Origin of the sequence: Pseudomonas izuensis, from assembly GCF_009861505.1 — a bacterium.
Taxonomy (GTDB): Bacteria; Pseudomonadota; Gammaproteobacteria; order Pseudomonadales; family Pseudomonadaceae; genus Aquipseudomonas; species Aquipseudomonas izuensis.
In genome coordinates this window covers 152,160-167,855 of record NZ_WTFT01000040.1, presented here as the reverse complement: position 1 = coordinate 167,855, position 15,696 = coordinate 152,160, and the positions used below count along the sequence as shown (strand labels likewise).

The window sequence follows — 15,696 nt, the reverse complement described above, 5'->3', positions numbered from 1 at the left end:
GAACGGCCGATTCATCACTGAATCAGCCGTTCGACCGGTGCATTACAGAATGTTGAACGGAACAGTGGTCACGAGACGGAACTCGTTGATGCTGCCGTCAGCCTGGTTTTCACTGGCGCGGTGAGCGGTGTAGGTCGCGCGAACAGTGGTGGCCTTGAGCGGGCCGCTCTGTATCGCGTAGGAGCCACCGATGCCGTATTCGTAATGGGTTTCGCCATCTTGCGACTGGATGCCGTCGTAGCCTTTGCCGGCCACACCGCCGTTACCGGTGTAGTGAGTGCCGTCGATACCCCAGCCGCGGGCCTGGTAGATGTTGAACTTCAGGCCTGGCACGCCGTATTCGGCCATGTTCAGACCGTAGGCAATCTGGAACGATTTCTCGTTCGGGCCGTTGAAGTCCGACAGCAGGGAGTTGGCCAGGTAGATACCGTTGGTTTCGTGCAGGTAGTCGAAGTACTCGTTACCGTTCACTTCCTGGTACGAGAAGGTCAGGCTGTGAGCCTGGTGGGTCAGGCCGAACGACAGCGAGTAGGTGTCGTTGTCGATGTCGCCGATCAGGGCCTTACCGGTGTCCTTGGTTTTGTAGTAGTTCAGGCCGGTGGTCAGGCTCAGTACCTGGCTATCGCCCAATACGTGAGAGGCGCCGAAGTAGTACTGGTTCCAGATGTCTTCAGCCTGGGTTGCCCAGAGGCTGGTGGTCAGGCTGGCGAGCGGGTTGTAGGTGATACCGCCGGTGTAAATGTGGTCGGTTTCGACGATGCCATTGGCGTATTCGGTGCGGAATTTACGCTGGCTTTCTTCGGTACGCGGAGAGTTGCGATCGAAGGTGGCCAGGTCGAATGCCAGGTTGTTCAGCTCTTCGCTGTGGATCGCCACACCTTCGAAGCTTGAAGGCAGCGCACGGTTACCGATCACGTCGACCATCGGGCTGCTGAAGTTCATGCGACCGGCGGTCAGGGTGGTGTTGGAAACACGCGCCTTGACGTTGGCCAGGCCCAGTTTGCTCCACTGGCCAACAGCGTCGCCGCCTTCTTCGGTCAGGGTACGGTTGTTGCCTGCGCCTGGACGAGTGCCTGGTGCGCCACCGTTGTTGGAGGCCAGGTCCTTGCGGTCGCGATCCAGGGCGATGGCGTTGTAGGCCGCCACTTCAGTGCTGAAACCGATAGCACCTTCGGTGAAGCCCGAGTTGTACTTGACGATTGTGCCCTGAACCCAGTTGATACGACGGTCGGTTTCGGTCGAGACGCCGTCTTTTTTGTAGGCGAATTTAGCGCCACGTTGCAGTTGTTCGTTGGCGTACCAGTTACGGGTAGTGCCGCTGATCGACTGGCCTTCAAGAAAGCCGGTGGCTTCGCTTTGGGCGCTTTTTTCGTTCACGGTAACCGGAGTGAACGCCTGGCTCTGGGTTTCAGCGTAAGCCGTGGCGGTTACGCTGCTGATGGCCAACGCCAGTATTGCGGTGCTGCTCAGTTTCATGGGTGAAGCTCCTTACTTTCTTTTATTAATGCCGGTCTTTTTTGGTGATCCGGCTATTCGCTTTGGAACTCATTTACGCATCGCAAACGTTTGCTGTACGCCGGATTGGCGAATTGCGGCAATACGCTTGCGTGAGGGTGCAATGCACCCCCAGCGTTTCAGCTACACGGTTTTATTTATCGATACTGACACCCGAGAACACGTTGCGACCGAAAGGGCTGACCTTGAACCCTTCGATTTTGGCGCTCAACGGCTGGTTGACCGTCGAGTGGGCGACCGGCGTGATCGGTACCTGCTGTTTGAGGTACTGCTGCGCCTGTTTGTAGAGCACGGTGCGCTGCTCGCGGTCGGTCACGACCTTGGCCTGCTTGATCAGCTTGTCGTAAGCCGGATCGCACCACATGGAGTAGTTGTTGCCGCCGATGGCGTCGCAGCTGTACAGCGTGCCGAGCCAGTTGTCCGGGTCACCGTTGTCACCGGTCCAGCCGATCAGGCTGATGTCGTGCTCGCCGTTCTTGGTGCGCTTGATGTACTCGCCCCATTCGTAGCTGACGATCTTGACCTTCAGACCGATCCTGGCCCAGTCAGCCTGGAGCATCTCGGCCATCAACTTGGCGTTGGGGTTGTACGGACGCTGGACGGGCATGGCCCACAGGGTGATTTCGGTGCCTTCCTTAACGCCGGCGGCCTTGAGCAGTTCCCTGGCTTTTTCCGGGTTGTAGGCGGCGTCCTTGATCGTGTCATCGTAGGACCACTGGGTCGGCGGCATGGCGTTGACCGCCAGTTGCCCAGCACCCTGGTAAACGGCGTTGAGAATGCTCTGCTTATTCACCGCCATGTCCAGCGCCTGGCGTACTTCAAGCTGGTCGAATGGCTTGTGGCGCACGTTGTAGGCGATGTAGCCGAGGTTGAAGCCGGGTTTCTCGATCAGCTTGAGCGCCGGGTCGTTTTTCAGCGCGGTCACGTCGGCGGGGCGCGGGTGCAGGGTGATCTGGCACTCGTCGGCCTTGAGTTTCTGCACACGCACCGACGCGTCGGTGTTGATGGCGAAAATCAGGTTGTCGAGCTTGACGCGGCTCGGGTCCCAATAGTGCTTGTTACCGGCGTAACGGATATTGGAATCTTTCTGGTAGCTCTTGAACACGAACGGCCCGGTGCCGATCGGCTTCTGGTTGATGTCGCTCGGCTTGCCTTCGGCCAGCAGCTTGTCGGCGTACTCGGCGGAAAGAATGGCGGCGAAACTCATGGCAATGTTCTGGATGAACGCGGCGTCCACGCTGTTGAGCGTCATGACCACGGTCAACGGCCCGGTCTTTTCGACCCTGGCGATATTCTTGTTCAGGCTCATGCCGTTGAAATACGGGAATTCGGTCGGGTAAGCCTTACGGAACGGTTGTTGCGGATCGAGCATGCGATTGAACGTGAACAGCACGTCATCGGCATTGAAGTCGCGGGTCGGGGTGAAGTATTTGGTTGTATGAAATTTCACCCCCGGGCGCAGGTGAAAGGTGTACGTGAGACCGTCCTCGGAAATATCCCAACTCGTAGCCAGGCCGGGTACGACATTGGTCGAGCCCTTCTCAAACTCTGCCAGGCGGTTGTACAGCGGCTCGGCGGCGTCGTTATCGGTCGCGGTCGTGTACTGCGCCGTATCGAAACCGGCGGGACTGCCTTCGGAGCAGAACACCAGGCTGTTATTGGCGGCCTGGCTCATGGAAGTGGCGGCCAACAGGCCGGTGCCCAGCAATGTGGATAAAACCAAGGAATGGCGCATGACGCTCCCTCTTGTTCAGTGTTTTGCAATACGCCTTCGTCCGTCCGCAGACGTGGAAGGCGTCATTGCTCTCAAACCATGACGTGCAGCCAAAAAAACCGATGACCCACGCATGGACTGGTCGGATCCCGACGGTATGAACCGTGGGTCCGGCAGTAAATGCGTAAAGTCCGAAAGACTTGTGGGAAAAGACGACGCGTCCTAGTGGTCTGCTGTAGTCAGTAGACGATCTGGATGTAGGCGATTTCCTGCTTTCTCGGTAGATCAAGCAGCGGCGACGTCAGAAACGTCGCCGCTGCCAAACCTTACTTGCTGACGCTGACGCCGTAGAAGGAGTTCAAGCCAAACGGGCTGATCTTGAAGTCCTGCACTTCGGCGCGCATGGGTTGGAACACCGTCGAGTGAGCGATAGGTGTGTAGGGAACCGCGTCTTTCAGGACGTGCTGAGCCTGCTTGTACAGCTCGGTGCGCTTGCTCTGGTCCGAAGTGCGCTTGGCTTGCTTGACGATGTCGTCAAACTTCTTGTCGCACCATTTGGAGAAGTTGTTGCCCTGCAGCGAGTCGCAGCCGAACAGTACGTTGAGCCAGTTGTCCGGATCACCGTTGTCGCCGCTCCAGCCAATCAGCATCGCGCCGTTTTCGCCGCCTTTGGAGCGCTTGATGTACTCGCCCCATTCGTAGCTCTGGATCTTGGCCTTGATACCGATCTTCGCCCAGTCGGACTGCAGCATTTCTGCCATCAGCTTGGCGTTCGGGTTGTACGGACGCTGTACCGGCATTGCCCACAGAACGATTTCGGTGCCTTCCTTCACACCGGCTTCCTTGAGCAGCTCCTTGGCTTTCTCAGGATTGTACGGCGCATCCTGGATGGTGGTGTCGTAGGACCACTGGGTCGGTGGCATGGCGTTGACAGCCTTTTGGCCGGCGCCCTGGTAAACGGAATCGATGATCTGCTGCTTGTTGACGGCCATGTCCAGTGCCTGACGCACTTTCAGTTGGGCCATCGGGTTCGGCTTGTCGTCACCCTTGATCTTGTCCATTACGTTGTAGGCGATGTAACCCAGGTTGAAACCGGCCTGGTCAGGCACCTTCAGGGTCTTGTCTTCTTTCAGCGCCTTCAGGTCCGCCGGACGTGGGAACAGAGTGATCTGGCACTCGCCCTTCTTCAGCTTCTGGATGCGTACCGACGGGTCGGTGGTGATGGCGAAGATCAGGTTGTCGATCTTGACGTCTTCAGGCTTCCAGTAGTCCTTGTTCCCGGTGTAGCGGATGTTGGAGTCTTTCTGGTAGCTCTTGAACACGAACGGGCCAGTGCCTACCGGCTTCTGGTTGATGTCGGCGGCCTTGCCTTCCTTGAGCAGCTGGGCAGCGTACTCGGCGGACTGGATCGAGGCGAAGCTCATGGCCATGTTCTGGATGAACGCGGCATCAACGTCTTTGAGGGTGAACTTGACGGTGTTGTCGTCGACTTTATCGATCTTGGTGATGTTGGTGTCCATCCCCATGTCGGTGAAGTACGGGAATTCGGTCGGGTACGCTTTGCGGAACGGGTCATCCTTGTTAATCATGCGATTAAAGGTGAACAGCACGTCGTCGGCGTTGAAGGTACGCGTTGGCTTGAAGTACGGGGTGGTGTGGAACTTGACGCCTTCACGCAGGTGGAAGGTGTAGGTCAGGCCGTCAGGGGAGACGTCCCAGCTGGTCGCCAGGCCAGGAATTACGGCGGTGCCGCCGCGCTCGAACTGGGTCAGGCGGTTGAACATGGTTTCGGCAGAGGCGTCGAAGTCGGTTCCGGTGGTGTATTGACCTGGATCGAAACCGGCCGGGCTCCCTTCGGAGCAGAACACCAGGTTACTCGCAGCTTGGGCGAACGGTGCGGCGGCCAAAAGGCTGGCGCCGACTAAAAACGGAATGACCGCGTGTTTAAGCATGGTGGCCTCATGATTTGTTGTCATTTTTTGATTTTGAGGACGACCTCGTGAGTCGTGCCTGCGGATACTTATGCAGGGCCCATACCCAATGCAAGATCCAGAGCGACTACAAGCCTTAAACGGTGGCACGAACGTACCTTAATGTCGCATTTGTATAAATGTTGACGCATTTGACCGTTTGCGCGGCATTTTTGCAGTGCAACTGGCGCACTTTTATGGTGCGTGCGCGGAATGGGCTGCCCGCTGGTGGGGCGGGGTGTTACCTATGTATACCCCGTCCTGTGGGGGTGTGTAGGGCGTGAATGGGAGTGGTTATCGTTGCACCGATAATGGGTTGAGGGTCATGGGTTCTACCAAGTGCAACTGATGTCGTTTTCCGGGGTTTGACTGCCCCTTCCCGGATTCAGCATAGACGCTGTTTGCAAAAAAAAAGGCGATCCCCGGGGGGATCGCCTTTTTTTGCACGGAGGTTATCGATTCAAGGCATCAACACTTCAATCGAACCGTCGGCCGTCATGCTGACCTGGCTGGTGCCGGCTTCAACTTCCGGTGTCACCGGTGCGCTGTCCATGCCGGCGGCTTTCATCATCATCGGTGCGCGCATGTACGGTTGCGGGTAGCCGTTGCTGTTGAGGTTCATGTTGACGATCTTGTAGCCCTTGCCACCCAGTGCGTCGGTGGCGAGTTGGGCGCGGGCCTTGAAGGCGGTCACGGCGTCCTTGAGCAAGGCGTCTTCGCTGGCCTTGCGGGTTGGCGTGGCAATCGCGAAGTCCATGCCGCCCATCTTCAGGTCGGTGAGCAGTTCGCCGGTCAGCTTCGACAGCGCGGCGAAATCCGTGCTTTCCAGGCGCAGCTCGGCGCGTTCGCGCCAGCCGGTGATTTTCTGGCCCTTGGCGTCGTAGATCGGGTAGCTGTTGCGGCTGCCCTGGCGCAGGGTGATGTCCTTGACTTGCTTGGCCTGGGCCAACGCCTTGTTCATGGTGGTGCTGACGTCGGCGGCGAGTTTGGCCGGGTCGGTGTTTTGTTCTTCTGTATAGAGGGTCACGATCATCAGGTCGCGAGCCACTTCCTGGCTGACTTCGGCGCGCAGGGAAATCTGGTTGTAATGAAGCTCGTCGGCAGCCAGGGCCGGGAGGCTGGCGAGAGTGCCGGCACTCAAGGCGAGGAGGGCGGCGCTGCGGCGGAATGTGTGCATGAAAGCTCCTTGGAGGGTGCGCAGGCAATGGTCCGGACCTGCGAGAAACCATCAGACTCTAGCTTTAATGATCCGGTTCGCACAGTTACAACTTCTATACAGATGTATGGCATTTAACCGCGTCACGGCCAATCGCGGGCAAGCCTTGCTCCCGCAGGTGCAATGACTCCCTGTAGGAGCAAGGCTTGCCCGCGATGACAATTTGACAGTCACCGGGCATGTGGCGGTTTGCCGCACTTTTGCCTGTCAGTCCTCGTGCTTGGTTATACTCCCTGCGATCCGCCTGGAGCGCTCATCAGGAGAGCTCATGCTCGCCCCCGTTCAAATCACTTCCGCCACGCGCCAGAACCTCTGGCGTCTGACATTCATCCGCACGTTGGTGTTGGCCGCACAGGCCGGTTCCGTGGGCCTGGCCTACTGGCTCGAACTGCTGCCCTTGCCCTGGTTCCAACTGGCGGCAACCCTCGGCTGCTCGATGCTGTTGTGCGCGTTCACGGCGATTCGCCTGCGCACCACCTGGCCGGTCACCGAGCTCGAATACGCCGTGCAACTGGCCTGCGACCTGTTTATCCACAGCGCCCTGCTGTATTTCTCAGGCGGCTCGACCAACCCGTTCGTCTCCTATTACCTGGTACCGCTGACCATTGCGGCAGTGACCTTGCCGTGGCGCTATTCGGTGATTTTGTCGGGCATCGCACTGACGATGTACACCCTGCTGCTGGCGCGGTTCTATCCGTTGCAGACCTTCCCGATCGCCCGGGAAAACCTGCAGGTGTACGGGATGTGGCTGAGTTTCGCCCTCGCGGCTGCGGTGATCACGTTCTTCGCGGCGCGCATGGCCGAAGAATTGCGCCGTCAGGAGGAACTGCGGGCGATCCGTCGCGAAGAGGGCCTGCGCGATCAGCAATTATTGGCCGTGGCCACCCAGGCGGCGGGCGCCGCCCATGAGCTGGGCACACCGCTGGCGACCATGAGCGTGCTGCTCAAAGAAATGCGCCAGGACCATCATGACCCGCTGTTGCAGGACGACCTGAGCGTGCTGCAGGATCAGGTCAAGCTGTGCAAGGAGACCTTGCAGCATCTGGTGCGCGCCGCGGAGGCCAATCGCCGTCTGGCGGTGGAGATGCAGGACGTTACCGATTGGCTCGATGAAGCGCTCAATCGTTGGCACCTGATGCGTCCGGAAGCCAGTTATCGCTTCCAGCGCCTGGGCCAGGGCACGGTGCCGCGCATGGCGCCGCCGCCGGACCTGACCCAGGCCCTGCTGAATTTGCTGAACAACGCGGCGGATGCCTGTCCCGAAGGGCTGCAAGTGACCCTGGACTGGAATGCCGAGGACTTGACCATCAGTATCCGCGACCACGGTGCCGGTGTGCCGCTGGCCATCGCCGAACAGATCGGCAAGCCGTTTTTTACCACCAAGGGCAAAGGCTTCGGCCTGGGCCTGTTTTTGAGCAAGGCGAGCGTGACACGCGCCGGCGGCTCAGTGAAACTCTATAGTCATGAGGAAGGCGGCACGCTCACCGAGCTGCGCCTGCCCCACGGCGCCCGAGGAGACCAACATGAGTGACGAAATCCAGGTTGAAGGCGAAGAACTGCCGCATTTGCTGCTGGTCGACGACGACGCGACCTTTACCCGGGTGATGGCCCGCGCCATGGCTCGCCGCGGCTTTCGCGTCAGCACCGCCGGTTCTGCCGAAGAGGGGCTGACCCTCGCCCAGAACGATCTGCCGGACTACGCCGCGCTGGATCTGAAAATGGACGGCGATTCGGGCCTGGTGTTGCTGCCCAAGTTGCTGGAAATGGATCCGGAAATGCGCGTGGTGATCCTCACCGGTTATTCGAGCATTGCCACCGCCGTGGAAGCGATCAAGCGCGGTGCCTGCAACTACCTGTGCAAACCCGCCGACGCCGACGACGTGCTGGCCGCGCTGCTGTCCGAACACGCCGATCTCGACAGCCTGGTGCCGGAAAACCCGATGTCCGTGGACCGCTTGCAGTGGGAACACATTCAGCGTGTGCTGACCGAGCACGAAGGCAACATCTCCGCCACGGCCCGCGCCCTGGGCATGCACCGCCGCACGCTGCAGCGCAAACTGCAGAAGCGTCCCGTTCGTCGCTGAACCTGCGCTGAACGAATGCGGGCCGCTCCTCGCGACAATCCGAACCGATCATCTATGATCGGTTCGTGTCTGTACTTTTCTTTATCGAGCCTTATCCATGAATCAGAACGCTGAATACTCCGCGGTCAACGATGCTGTGCGCGGGCAGTTTTTTCGCAAAGTCTGGGCGATCATCACGCCTTACTGGCGCAGTGAGGAGAAGGTCAAGGCCTGGTCGCTGCTGATCGCGGTGATTGCCCTGTCGCTGATCAGCGTAGGGATCTCGGTGTGGTTCAACACCTGGTACAAGGATTTTTACAACGCCCTGCAACAGAAGGACGAAGCGGCGTTCTGGCGGCTGATCCTGTACTTCTGCGCGATTGCAGCCGTCGCGATTGTCGGTGCGGTGTATCGGCTCTACCTGACACAGATGCTGACGATCCGCTGGCGGGCGTGGCTCACCGAGACGTATTTTTCCCGCTGGCTCACCGACAAGAATTACTACCGGCTGGAGCAGGGGGGCTACACCGATAACCCGGACCAGCGGATTTCCGAAGACCTCAACAACTTCACCTCGAACACCTTGGAACTGGGCATTGGTTTACTTCGCAACATTGTCAGCCTGGTGTCGTTCTCGATCATTCTGTGGGGCGTGTCGGGCAGTATTGAGGTATGGGGTTTCACCATTCCCGGCTACATGTTCTGGTGCGTACTGGTTTACGCCGCGGTGGGCAGTTGGCTGACGCATTTGATCGGTCGTCGCTTGATCGGCCTGAACAACCAACAACAACGCTTTGAAGCCGATCTGCGTTTCTCCATGGTGCGGATTCGCGAAAATGCCGAAAGCATCGCGCTGTACAACGGCGAACCGAACGAACATCGTCGCTTGAGCGGCCGATTCGGGATGGTCTGGCATAACTTCTGGGACATCATGAAGGTGTCCAAGCGCCTGACTTTCTTCACTGCCGGTTACAGTCAGGCCGCCATCATCTTTCCGTTCATCGTCGCTTCGCCGCGTTACTTGTCCGGCAAGATCGAACTCGGCGAGCTGATGCAAATCAGCTCGGCATTCGGCAACGTCCAGGAGAGTTTCAGCTGGTTCATCACCGCGTACCAGAACCTCGCCTCATGGCGCGCCACCTGTGATCGTCTGCTGAGCTTCCGCCAGGCCATGACCGACAACGAAGAGCGTGCTCCGGCCATCGATGTGCAGAATCAAGGTGATGCGTTGAAAGTGCACAACCTCGGCCTTGATCTGGCGGACGGTCGCCATTTGCTGACCAATGCCGATATGACCGTGGAGGAGGGTGAGCGCGTCATGCTCAGCGGCCGCTCCGGCAGTGGCAAGTCGACCCTGTTGCGAGCGATGGGGCACCTGTGGCCGGCGGGCCACGGCAGCATTCGCCTGCCGGCGGCGCGATATCTGTTCCTGCCGCAAAAGCCTTATCTGCCGATTGGCACACTGCGTGATGCCTTGAGTTATCCACAGGCCGGCGATACCTACCTGAACGAGCGCTATGTGCACGTCCTGGAAACCTGCCGTTTGCCGCATCTGGTGCCACGTCTGGACGAAGCCAATCATTGGCAGCGCATGCTGTCACCCGGTGAGCAGCAACGCCTGGCCTTTGCCCGCGCCCTGCTCTATGCGCCGCAATGGCTGTACATGGACGAAGCCACATCGGCGATGGATGAAGAGGACGAAGCGTCGCTGTACCAGGCGCTGATCGACGAGCTGCCGGGACTGAGCATCGTCAGCGTCGGCCATCGCAGCAGCCTCAAGCGCTTCCACCCTCGACATGTTCGAATCGAGAACGGCCATCTGGTGGACCAGGCCGTGACTGCATAACCACTATCGCCCCTGTAGGAGCAAAGCTTGCTCGCGATGAACGATGACATGGTCTCCAGTCGGAACCGCGTAACGGCCATCGCGAGCAAGCTTTGCTCCTACAGGGGCGGTAGTGATCGTACAACCGCGTTGAGCTATGATGCGGTTTCAGCCGAATTTTTCGAGACAGATGTTCACCATGGAAAACCCGAACGACGCACCACGCCTCCCTCGCAAGCGCCGCAGCCTCGCTCAGGAGTTGGTGACGGTGCTGTCCGAGCAGATTCGCGACGGGCACCTCAAGCGTGGCGACAAATTGCCCACCGAGTCGGCGATCATGGACGCCCATGGCGTCAGCCGCACCGTGGTACGCGAAGCGATTTCACGTTTGCAGGCGGCGGGGCAGGTGGAAACCCGCCACGGCATCGGCACCTTCGTGCTCGACACGCCGAGCCCGAGCGGTTTCCGCATCGACCCGGCCACCGTGGTGACCTTGCGTGACGTGCTGGCGATTCTGGAACTGCGTATCAGCCTGGAAGTGGAGTCCGCCGGTCTCGCTGCGCAACGTCGCAGCCCCGAGCAGTTGGGGTTGATGCGTGCAGCGCTGGATGCGTTGAATGAAAGTGTCTCCCACGCCAGCGATGCCGTGGCCTCGGACTTCCAGTTCCACCTGCAGATTGCGCTGGCCACCGGCAACCGCTACTTCACCGACATCATGACGCACCTGGGCACCAGCATTATCCCGCGCACCCGACTCAACTCCGCGCGGCTGGCCCATGATGACCAGCAGCACTACATGAATCGTCTGAGCCGCGAGCACGAAGAGATCTACGACGCCATCGCCCGCCAGGATTCCGATGCTGCGCGAGCGGCCATGCGGTTGCACCTGACGAACAGTCGTGAGCGGCTGCGCCACGCCCATGAAGAGGCCGAGGCGCAGCGGGGTTAAGGCGTTTCGGGATGAGATGATATTTTACCTTCGCGAGCAGGCTCGCCCCCACAGTGATCCAAAGTGGGAGCGAGCCTGCTCGCGATGGGGCCTATAGCCTTGTGTAAAACGCTCAGCCAGTGCGCAGAATCGAACGATCCACTCGCACTGCCATTGTGCCTTCAGGCTTGGCATCGAACGCCACCTGCCCATGCTTATCCACGATCGCCCGGGCAATGGCGACACCCTCGGACAGCAGCTCCAGCGGCGCACCTTCCAACGATTGGCCAGAGGCCAGTTGCAGTTTCAATTTGATCTTCATCCTTGATCTCCTGATCAGACATTGCCAGTGGGGTTGTAGTCTTTGAGCAGCAGGTAGGTGCTCCAGCCCCACCAGTCATCGATGGTGGCGGTGTCGTTCAGATTGTTCACATCCTTGCGTCGCAGCACCTTGTTGCCATCGACCTTGAACAGCGGCGAGATATTGCCCGTCGGGTTGAGTGCCGCTTGCAGGTCGGGGAGCTTTTTCAACGCAGAAAAGCTGCCCGGCGACGGAGTAATGCCACTCAAATACGTCGCAAAGATCTCGTCCGCAGAAACCTGAACCGCTTGATTGACCTGCGCCCGGTTAGCATTGTCGATCGCGTCGAAGTAACGCTTGTCGCCGTAGGCGCGCCATTGGTCGCCATCACCGTTGCGCACGTTGAGGCCGAACTTGCTGTCTTCGTCGTGCATGAAGCGGGTAATCAACGAGCCCAGGTCGCTGGGCGTGACCAACGCTGCCAACTGTTTGCGCGGCACGCGCAAATGGCCGGCGGAGAACAGGTCAGTCAGGTAATGGTCGGCAAACGCGTTCATCGCGTAGGCCAACTCCAGCAAGCGCTCATCGCCGCTGTTTTTTGCCAGCAGCGCTTGCTGCAATGCCGCCGTATGCCCGGCGACGTAGGCGGCCAGTGCCCCTTCGGCAAAATGATCGCTGTTGTTGGCCGCCAGTTTCAGATAACGGCCAAGCGGGAACAAGGCCGAGACGAAACTGCCGCCACCGGTGATCTTGTTCCACTCTTCCGACAACGTATCTCCCAGCGAGTCGTAAGCCTCATGGGCCTGTTTTCCATCCCGGATCGCCTGATTAACGGCGGCGATTTCCCTCTGCATGACCGCGAGGATTTGTTTCGCCTCGGCATTGGCAGCGGGCAGTACCGCGAGGGAATTGAAGGCGGTGGCGAAGCGCTGGATTCGATCGGCGGCGGTCGTGCCTTCGCTGATCGGCTGATCGGGAATTCCGTAGAAATCACCTCCCAGCGCAACCACCTGGCCATACTTCAGCGCCAGGCCATTGGGTAGATGCAGCTCGACCTGCGAAGCCGGGATGGCAGGCGCATCCTTGACGAAACGCAGCAGGGTGTTGTCGCCGATGGCGGTGTGCTCACCGCCCTCGAACCTCAACTGCGGCTTGCTTTTCAGGGCTTTTCCAGGCGCGGAGGCGGAGGGCTGGGCCGGGTGAGTGTGATGCTCGCCAATACGCAGAACCAACGAGTCGTTACCGGTGATGGCAATACCCTGCTCGGTAAAAAGATCATCCAGCGTGGCAAGGATCTGCCTGGATTTTTCCTGCGGTTGTGTGTGTAGACCTGACATTTCTATCTCCTTGATATGTCGTCGGTACGCTTTATATTTAACTGTATGTATATACAGTTATCTGGATCATAGATCAGAAACTTCCTACGTCAAGGAAATGTTTTTCCGAAGCAAAAATGGCGACTAACGATGAAATGCAGTTGACGGTTGTATTTTAAGTTGTACGATGACCTACAACTTCGGCGCAGGCTGAACAGTCTTCTCACACAAACGTCGCAACCCAGGGTGTTCGAATAATGAATCCACAAGAACTGAAGTCCATCCTTTCCTCCGGTCTGCTGTCTTTCCCGGTGACCGATTTCAATGCCCAGGGCGATTTCAATCGCGCTGGCTACATCAAGCGTCTTGAATGGCTGGCCCCATACGGCGCGTCGGCGCTGTTCGCCGCGGGGGGTACCGGTGAGTTCTTCTCTCTGGCGGCCAGCGAATACTCGGAAATCATCAAGACGGCCGTCGACACCTGCGCGACCAGCGTGCCGATTCTGGCCGGTGTTGGCGGTTCGACCCGTCAAGCCATCGAATACGCTCAGGAAGCCGAGCGTCTGGGCGCCAAAGGCCTGTTGCTGCTGCCGCACTACTTGACCGAAGCCAGCCAGGACGGCGTTGCCGCCCACGTTGAAGCCGTGTGCAAATCGGTCAGCATCGGCGTTGTGGTTTACAACCGTAACGTCTGCCGCCTGACCGCGCCTTTGCTGGAGCGCCTGGCCGAGCGCTGCCCGAACCTGATCGGTTACAAGGATGGCCTGGGCGATATCGAGTTGATGGTGTCGATCCGTCGCCGCCTCGGTGATCGCTTCAGCTACCTGGGCGGCTTGCCGACCGCCGAAGTCTACGCCGCGGCCTACAAGGCGCTGGGCGTGCCGGTCTACTCCTCGGCGGTGTTCAACTTCATCCCGAAAACCGCGATGGACTTCTATCACGCCATCGCCCGCGAAGATCACGCCACCGTCGGCAAGATCATCGACGACTTCTTCCTGCCGTACCTGGACATCCGTAACCGCAAGGCCGGCTATGCCGTGAGCATCGTCAAGGCCGGGGCCAAAATCGCCGGCTATGACGCAGGCCCGGTGCGTGCGCCACTGACCGACCTGACCGCCGAAGAGTACGAAATGCTCGCTGCGCTGATCGACAAGCAGGGCGCGCAGTAAAACCCGACATAACCAGAGCCGCTGAGCAGTCAGCGGCTTTTTGCGTGAGGAGTACATCCCGTGACAAAGCGCTATGACAACTACATCAACGGTGAATGGGTCGCCGGTGCCGATTACTCGGCCAACATCAACCCGTCGGAACTGAGCGACACCATCGGCGACTACGCCAAGGCTGACCTGGCCCAGGTCAACGCTGCCATCGACGCCGCCCGTGCCGCGTTCCCGGCATGGTCCACGTCCGGTATCCAGGCGCGTCACGATTCCCTGGATAAAGTCGGCACTGAAATCCTCGCTCGCCGTGAAGAGCTCGGTACCTTGCTGGCTCGGGAAGAGGGCAAGACCCTGCCCGAAGCCATCGGCGAAGTGACCCGCGCCGGTAACATCTTCAAGTTCTTCGCCGGCGAATGCCTGCGCCTGTCCGGTGACTATGTGCCGTCGGTGCGTCCGGGCGTCAACGTTGAAGTCACTCGCGAAGCCTTGGGCGTGGTCGGTCTGATCACCCCGTGGAACTTCCCGATTGCCATCCCGTCGTGGAAAATCGCCCCGGCCCTGGCCTACGGTAACTGCGTGGTGCTCAAGCCTGCGGATCTGGTGCCGGGTTGCGCCTGGGCGCTGGCAGACATCATTTCCCGCGCCGGCTTCCCGGCGGGTGTGTTCAACCTGGTGATGGGCAGCGGTCGCGTGGTTGGCGAAGCGCTGGTCAACAGCCCGAAAGTCGATGGCATCAGCTTCACCGGTTCCGTTGGTGTGGGTCGTCAGATCGCGGTCAGCTGCGTTTCGCGCCAGGCCAAGGTTCAGCTGGAAATGGGCGGCAAGAATCCGCAGATCATTCTCGACGACGCCGACCTTAAGCAAGCGGTCGAGCTGTCGGTACAGAGCGCGTTCTACTCCACCGGCCAGCGTTGCACGGCCTCCAGCCGCCTGATCGTCACCGCCGGGATTCACGACAAGTTCGTCGAAGCCATGGCCGAGCGCATGAAGTCGATCAAGGTCGGTCACGCGTTGAAGTCGGGCACCGACATCGGTCCGGTGGTCTCCCAGGCGCAGCTTGAACAGGACATGAAGTACATCGACATCGGACAATCCGAAGGTGCGCGCCTGGTGAGTGGCGGCGGCCTGGTGACCTGTGACACCGAGGGTTACTTCCTCGCGCCAACCCTGTTTGCCGACAGCGAAGCGTCGATGCGCATCAGTCGCGAAGAGATCTTCGGTCCGGTCGCCAACATTGTCCGCGTGGCCGATTACGACGCTGCGCTGGCCATGGCCAATGACACCGAGTTCGGCCTGTCGGCGGGCATTGCCACCACGTCCCTGAAGTACGCCAACCACTTCAAGCGCCACTCCCAGGCCGGGATGGTGATGGTCAACCTGCCGACAGCCGGCGTGGATTACCACGTTCCGTTCGGTGGGCGTAAGGGCTCATCCTATGGATCACGTGAGCAAGGCCGCTATGCGCAAGAGTTCTACACGGTCGTGAAAACCAGCTACATCGGCTCGTAACAAGAAGCACCGCGGTATCGGCAACGATACCGCGCCCCCTGTAGGAGCGAGCCTGCTCGCGATGGTCTCGAGGTCGCGAAGTTCAGCCTGATGTCCAGCGTCATCGTTGACGACCATCGCGAGCAGGCTCGCTCCTACAGTAAGGGCGCAAAAGATTCACCCCGCATAAAAATAATCAG

The 15,696-nt window shown here is 59.4% G+C and carries 12 protein-coding genes; 6 read left to right on the top strand and 6 right to left on the bottom strand.

Features of this window, described 5'->3' with window-relative positions; translation table 11 throughout:
* Positions 1–42 precede the first annotated feature (42 nt).
* The 4 genes from GPL81_RS26860 to GPL81_RS26845 form a co-directional block, all read right to left on the bottom strand.
* Positions 43–1,476 carry an OprD family porin gene (locus tag GPL81_RS26860; protein ID WP_160109165.1) on the bottom strand — a complete coding sequence of 478 codons (1,434 nt, stop codon included), beginning with the start codon at positions 1,474–1,476 and terminating at the stop codon, positions 43–45.
* A gap of 172 nt (positions 1,477–1,648) precedes the next feature.
* A complete protein-coding gene (locus GPL81_RS26855; RefSeq protein ID WP_160109164.1) occupies positions 1,649–3,250 on the bottom strand; it encodes an ABC transporter substrate-binding protein in 1,602 nt (533 codons plus the stop codon).
* Positions 3,251–3,555: 305 nt separating this feature from the next.
* A complete protein-coding gene (locus GPL81_RS26850) occupies positions 3,556–5,181 on the bottom strand; it encodes an ABC transporter substrate-binding protein (protein WP_096513474.1) in 1,626 nt (541 codons plus the stop codon).
* Between the two features lie 478 nt (positions 5,182–5,659).
* Entirely contained in the window at positions 5,660–6,376 is a 717-nt protein-coding gene (locus tag GPL81_RS26845) for an SIMPL domain-containing protein (protein WP_160109163.1), read from the bottom strand.
* Positions 6,377–6,683: 307 nt separating this feature from the next.
* On the opposite strand from GPL81_RS26845, the gene GPL81_RS26840 reads away from it, so the two are divergent.
* The 4 genes from GPL81_RS26840 to GPL81_RS26825 all read left to right on the top strand — a co-directional run bounded on the left by GPL81_RS26840 (position 6,684) and on the right by GPL81_RS26825 (position 11,252).
* Positions 6,684–7,946, top strand: a complete 1,263-nt coding sequence (locus tag GPL81_RS26840) for an ATP-binding protein (RefSeq protein WP_096513472.1) — start codon at positions 6,684–6,686, stop codon at positions 7,944–7,946.
* The gene (locus tag GPL81_RS26835; RefSeq protein ID WP_160109162.1) at positions 7,939–8,499 is read left to right on the top strand and encodes a response regulator transcription factor; all 561 of its coding nucleotides are present in this window, start codon (positions 7,939–7,941) and stop codon (positions 8,497–8,499) included. The genes GPL81_RS26840 and GPL81_RS26835 overlap by 8 nt, the downstream gene beginning before the upstream one ends.
* 97 nt (positions 8,500–8,596) lie before the next feature.
* A complete protein-coding gene (locus GPL81_RS26830) occupies positions 8,597–10,324 on the top strand; it encodes an ABC transporter ATP-binding protein/permease (RefSeq protein ID WP_160109161.1) in 1,728 nt (575 codons plus the stop codon).
* Between the two features lie 178 nt (positions 10,325–10,502).
* The gene (locus tag GPL81_RS26825; RefSeq protein WP_178122630.1) at positions 10,503–11,252 is read left to right on the top strand and encodes a FadR/GntR family transcriptional regulator; all 750 of its coding nucleotides are present in this window, start codon (positions 10,503–10,505) and stop codon (positions 11,250–11,252) included.
* Positions 11,253–11,364: 112 nt separating this feature from the next.
* Here the strand turns inward: GPL81_RS26825 and GPL81_RS26820 are convergent, their stop codons facing one another.
* Both GPL81_RS26820 and GPL81_RS26815 read right to left on the bottom strand, forming a co-directional pair.
* Entirely contained in the window at positions 11,365–11,553 is a 189-nt protein-coding gene (locus tag GPL81_RS26820; protein ID WP_160109159.1) for a hypothetical protein, read from the bottom strand.
* Between the two features lie 14 nt (positions 11,554–11,567).
* Complete coding sequence (locus tag GPL81_RS26815) at positions 11,568–12,869, bottom strand: phospholipase (protein ID WP_160109158.1); 1,302 nt, start codon at positions 12,867–12,869, stop codon at positions 11,568–11,570.
* 236 nt (positions 12,870–13,105) lie between these two features.
* Between GPL81_RS26815 and kdgD the strand changes: the two genes are divergently transcribed.
* On the top strand, positions 13,106–14,017 hold the full coding sequence (gene kdgD, locus GPL81_RS26810; protein WP_160109157.1) for a 5-dehydro-4-deoxyglucarate dehydratase: 912 nt from the start codon (positions 13,106–13,108) through the stop codon (positions 14,015–14,017).
* Positions 14,018–14,077: 60 nt separating this feature from the next.
* Positions 14,078–15,517, top strand: coding sequence for an aldehyde dehydrogenase family protein (locus tag GPL81_RS26805; protein WP_160109156.1), 1,440 nt, complete (start codon positions 14,078–14,080; stop codon positions 15,515–15,517).
* Positions 15,518–15,696 lie beyond the last annotated feature (179 nt).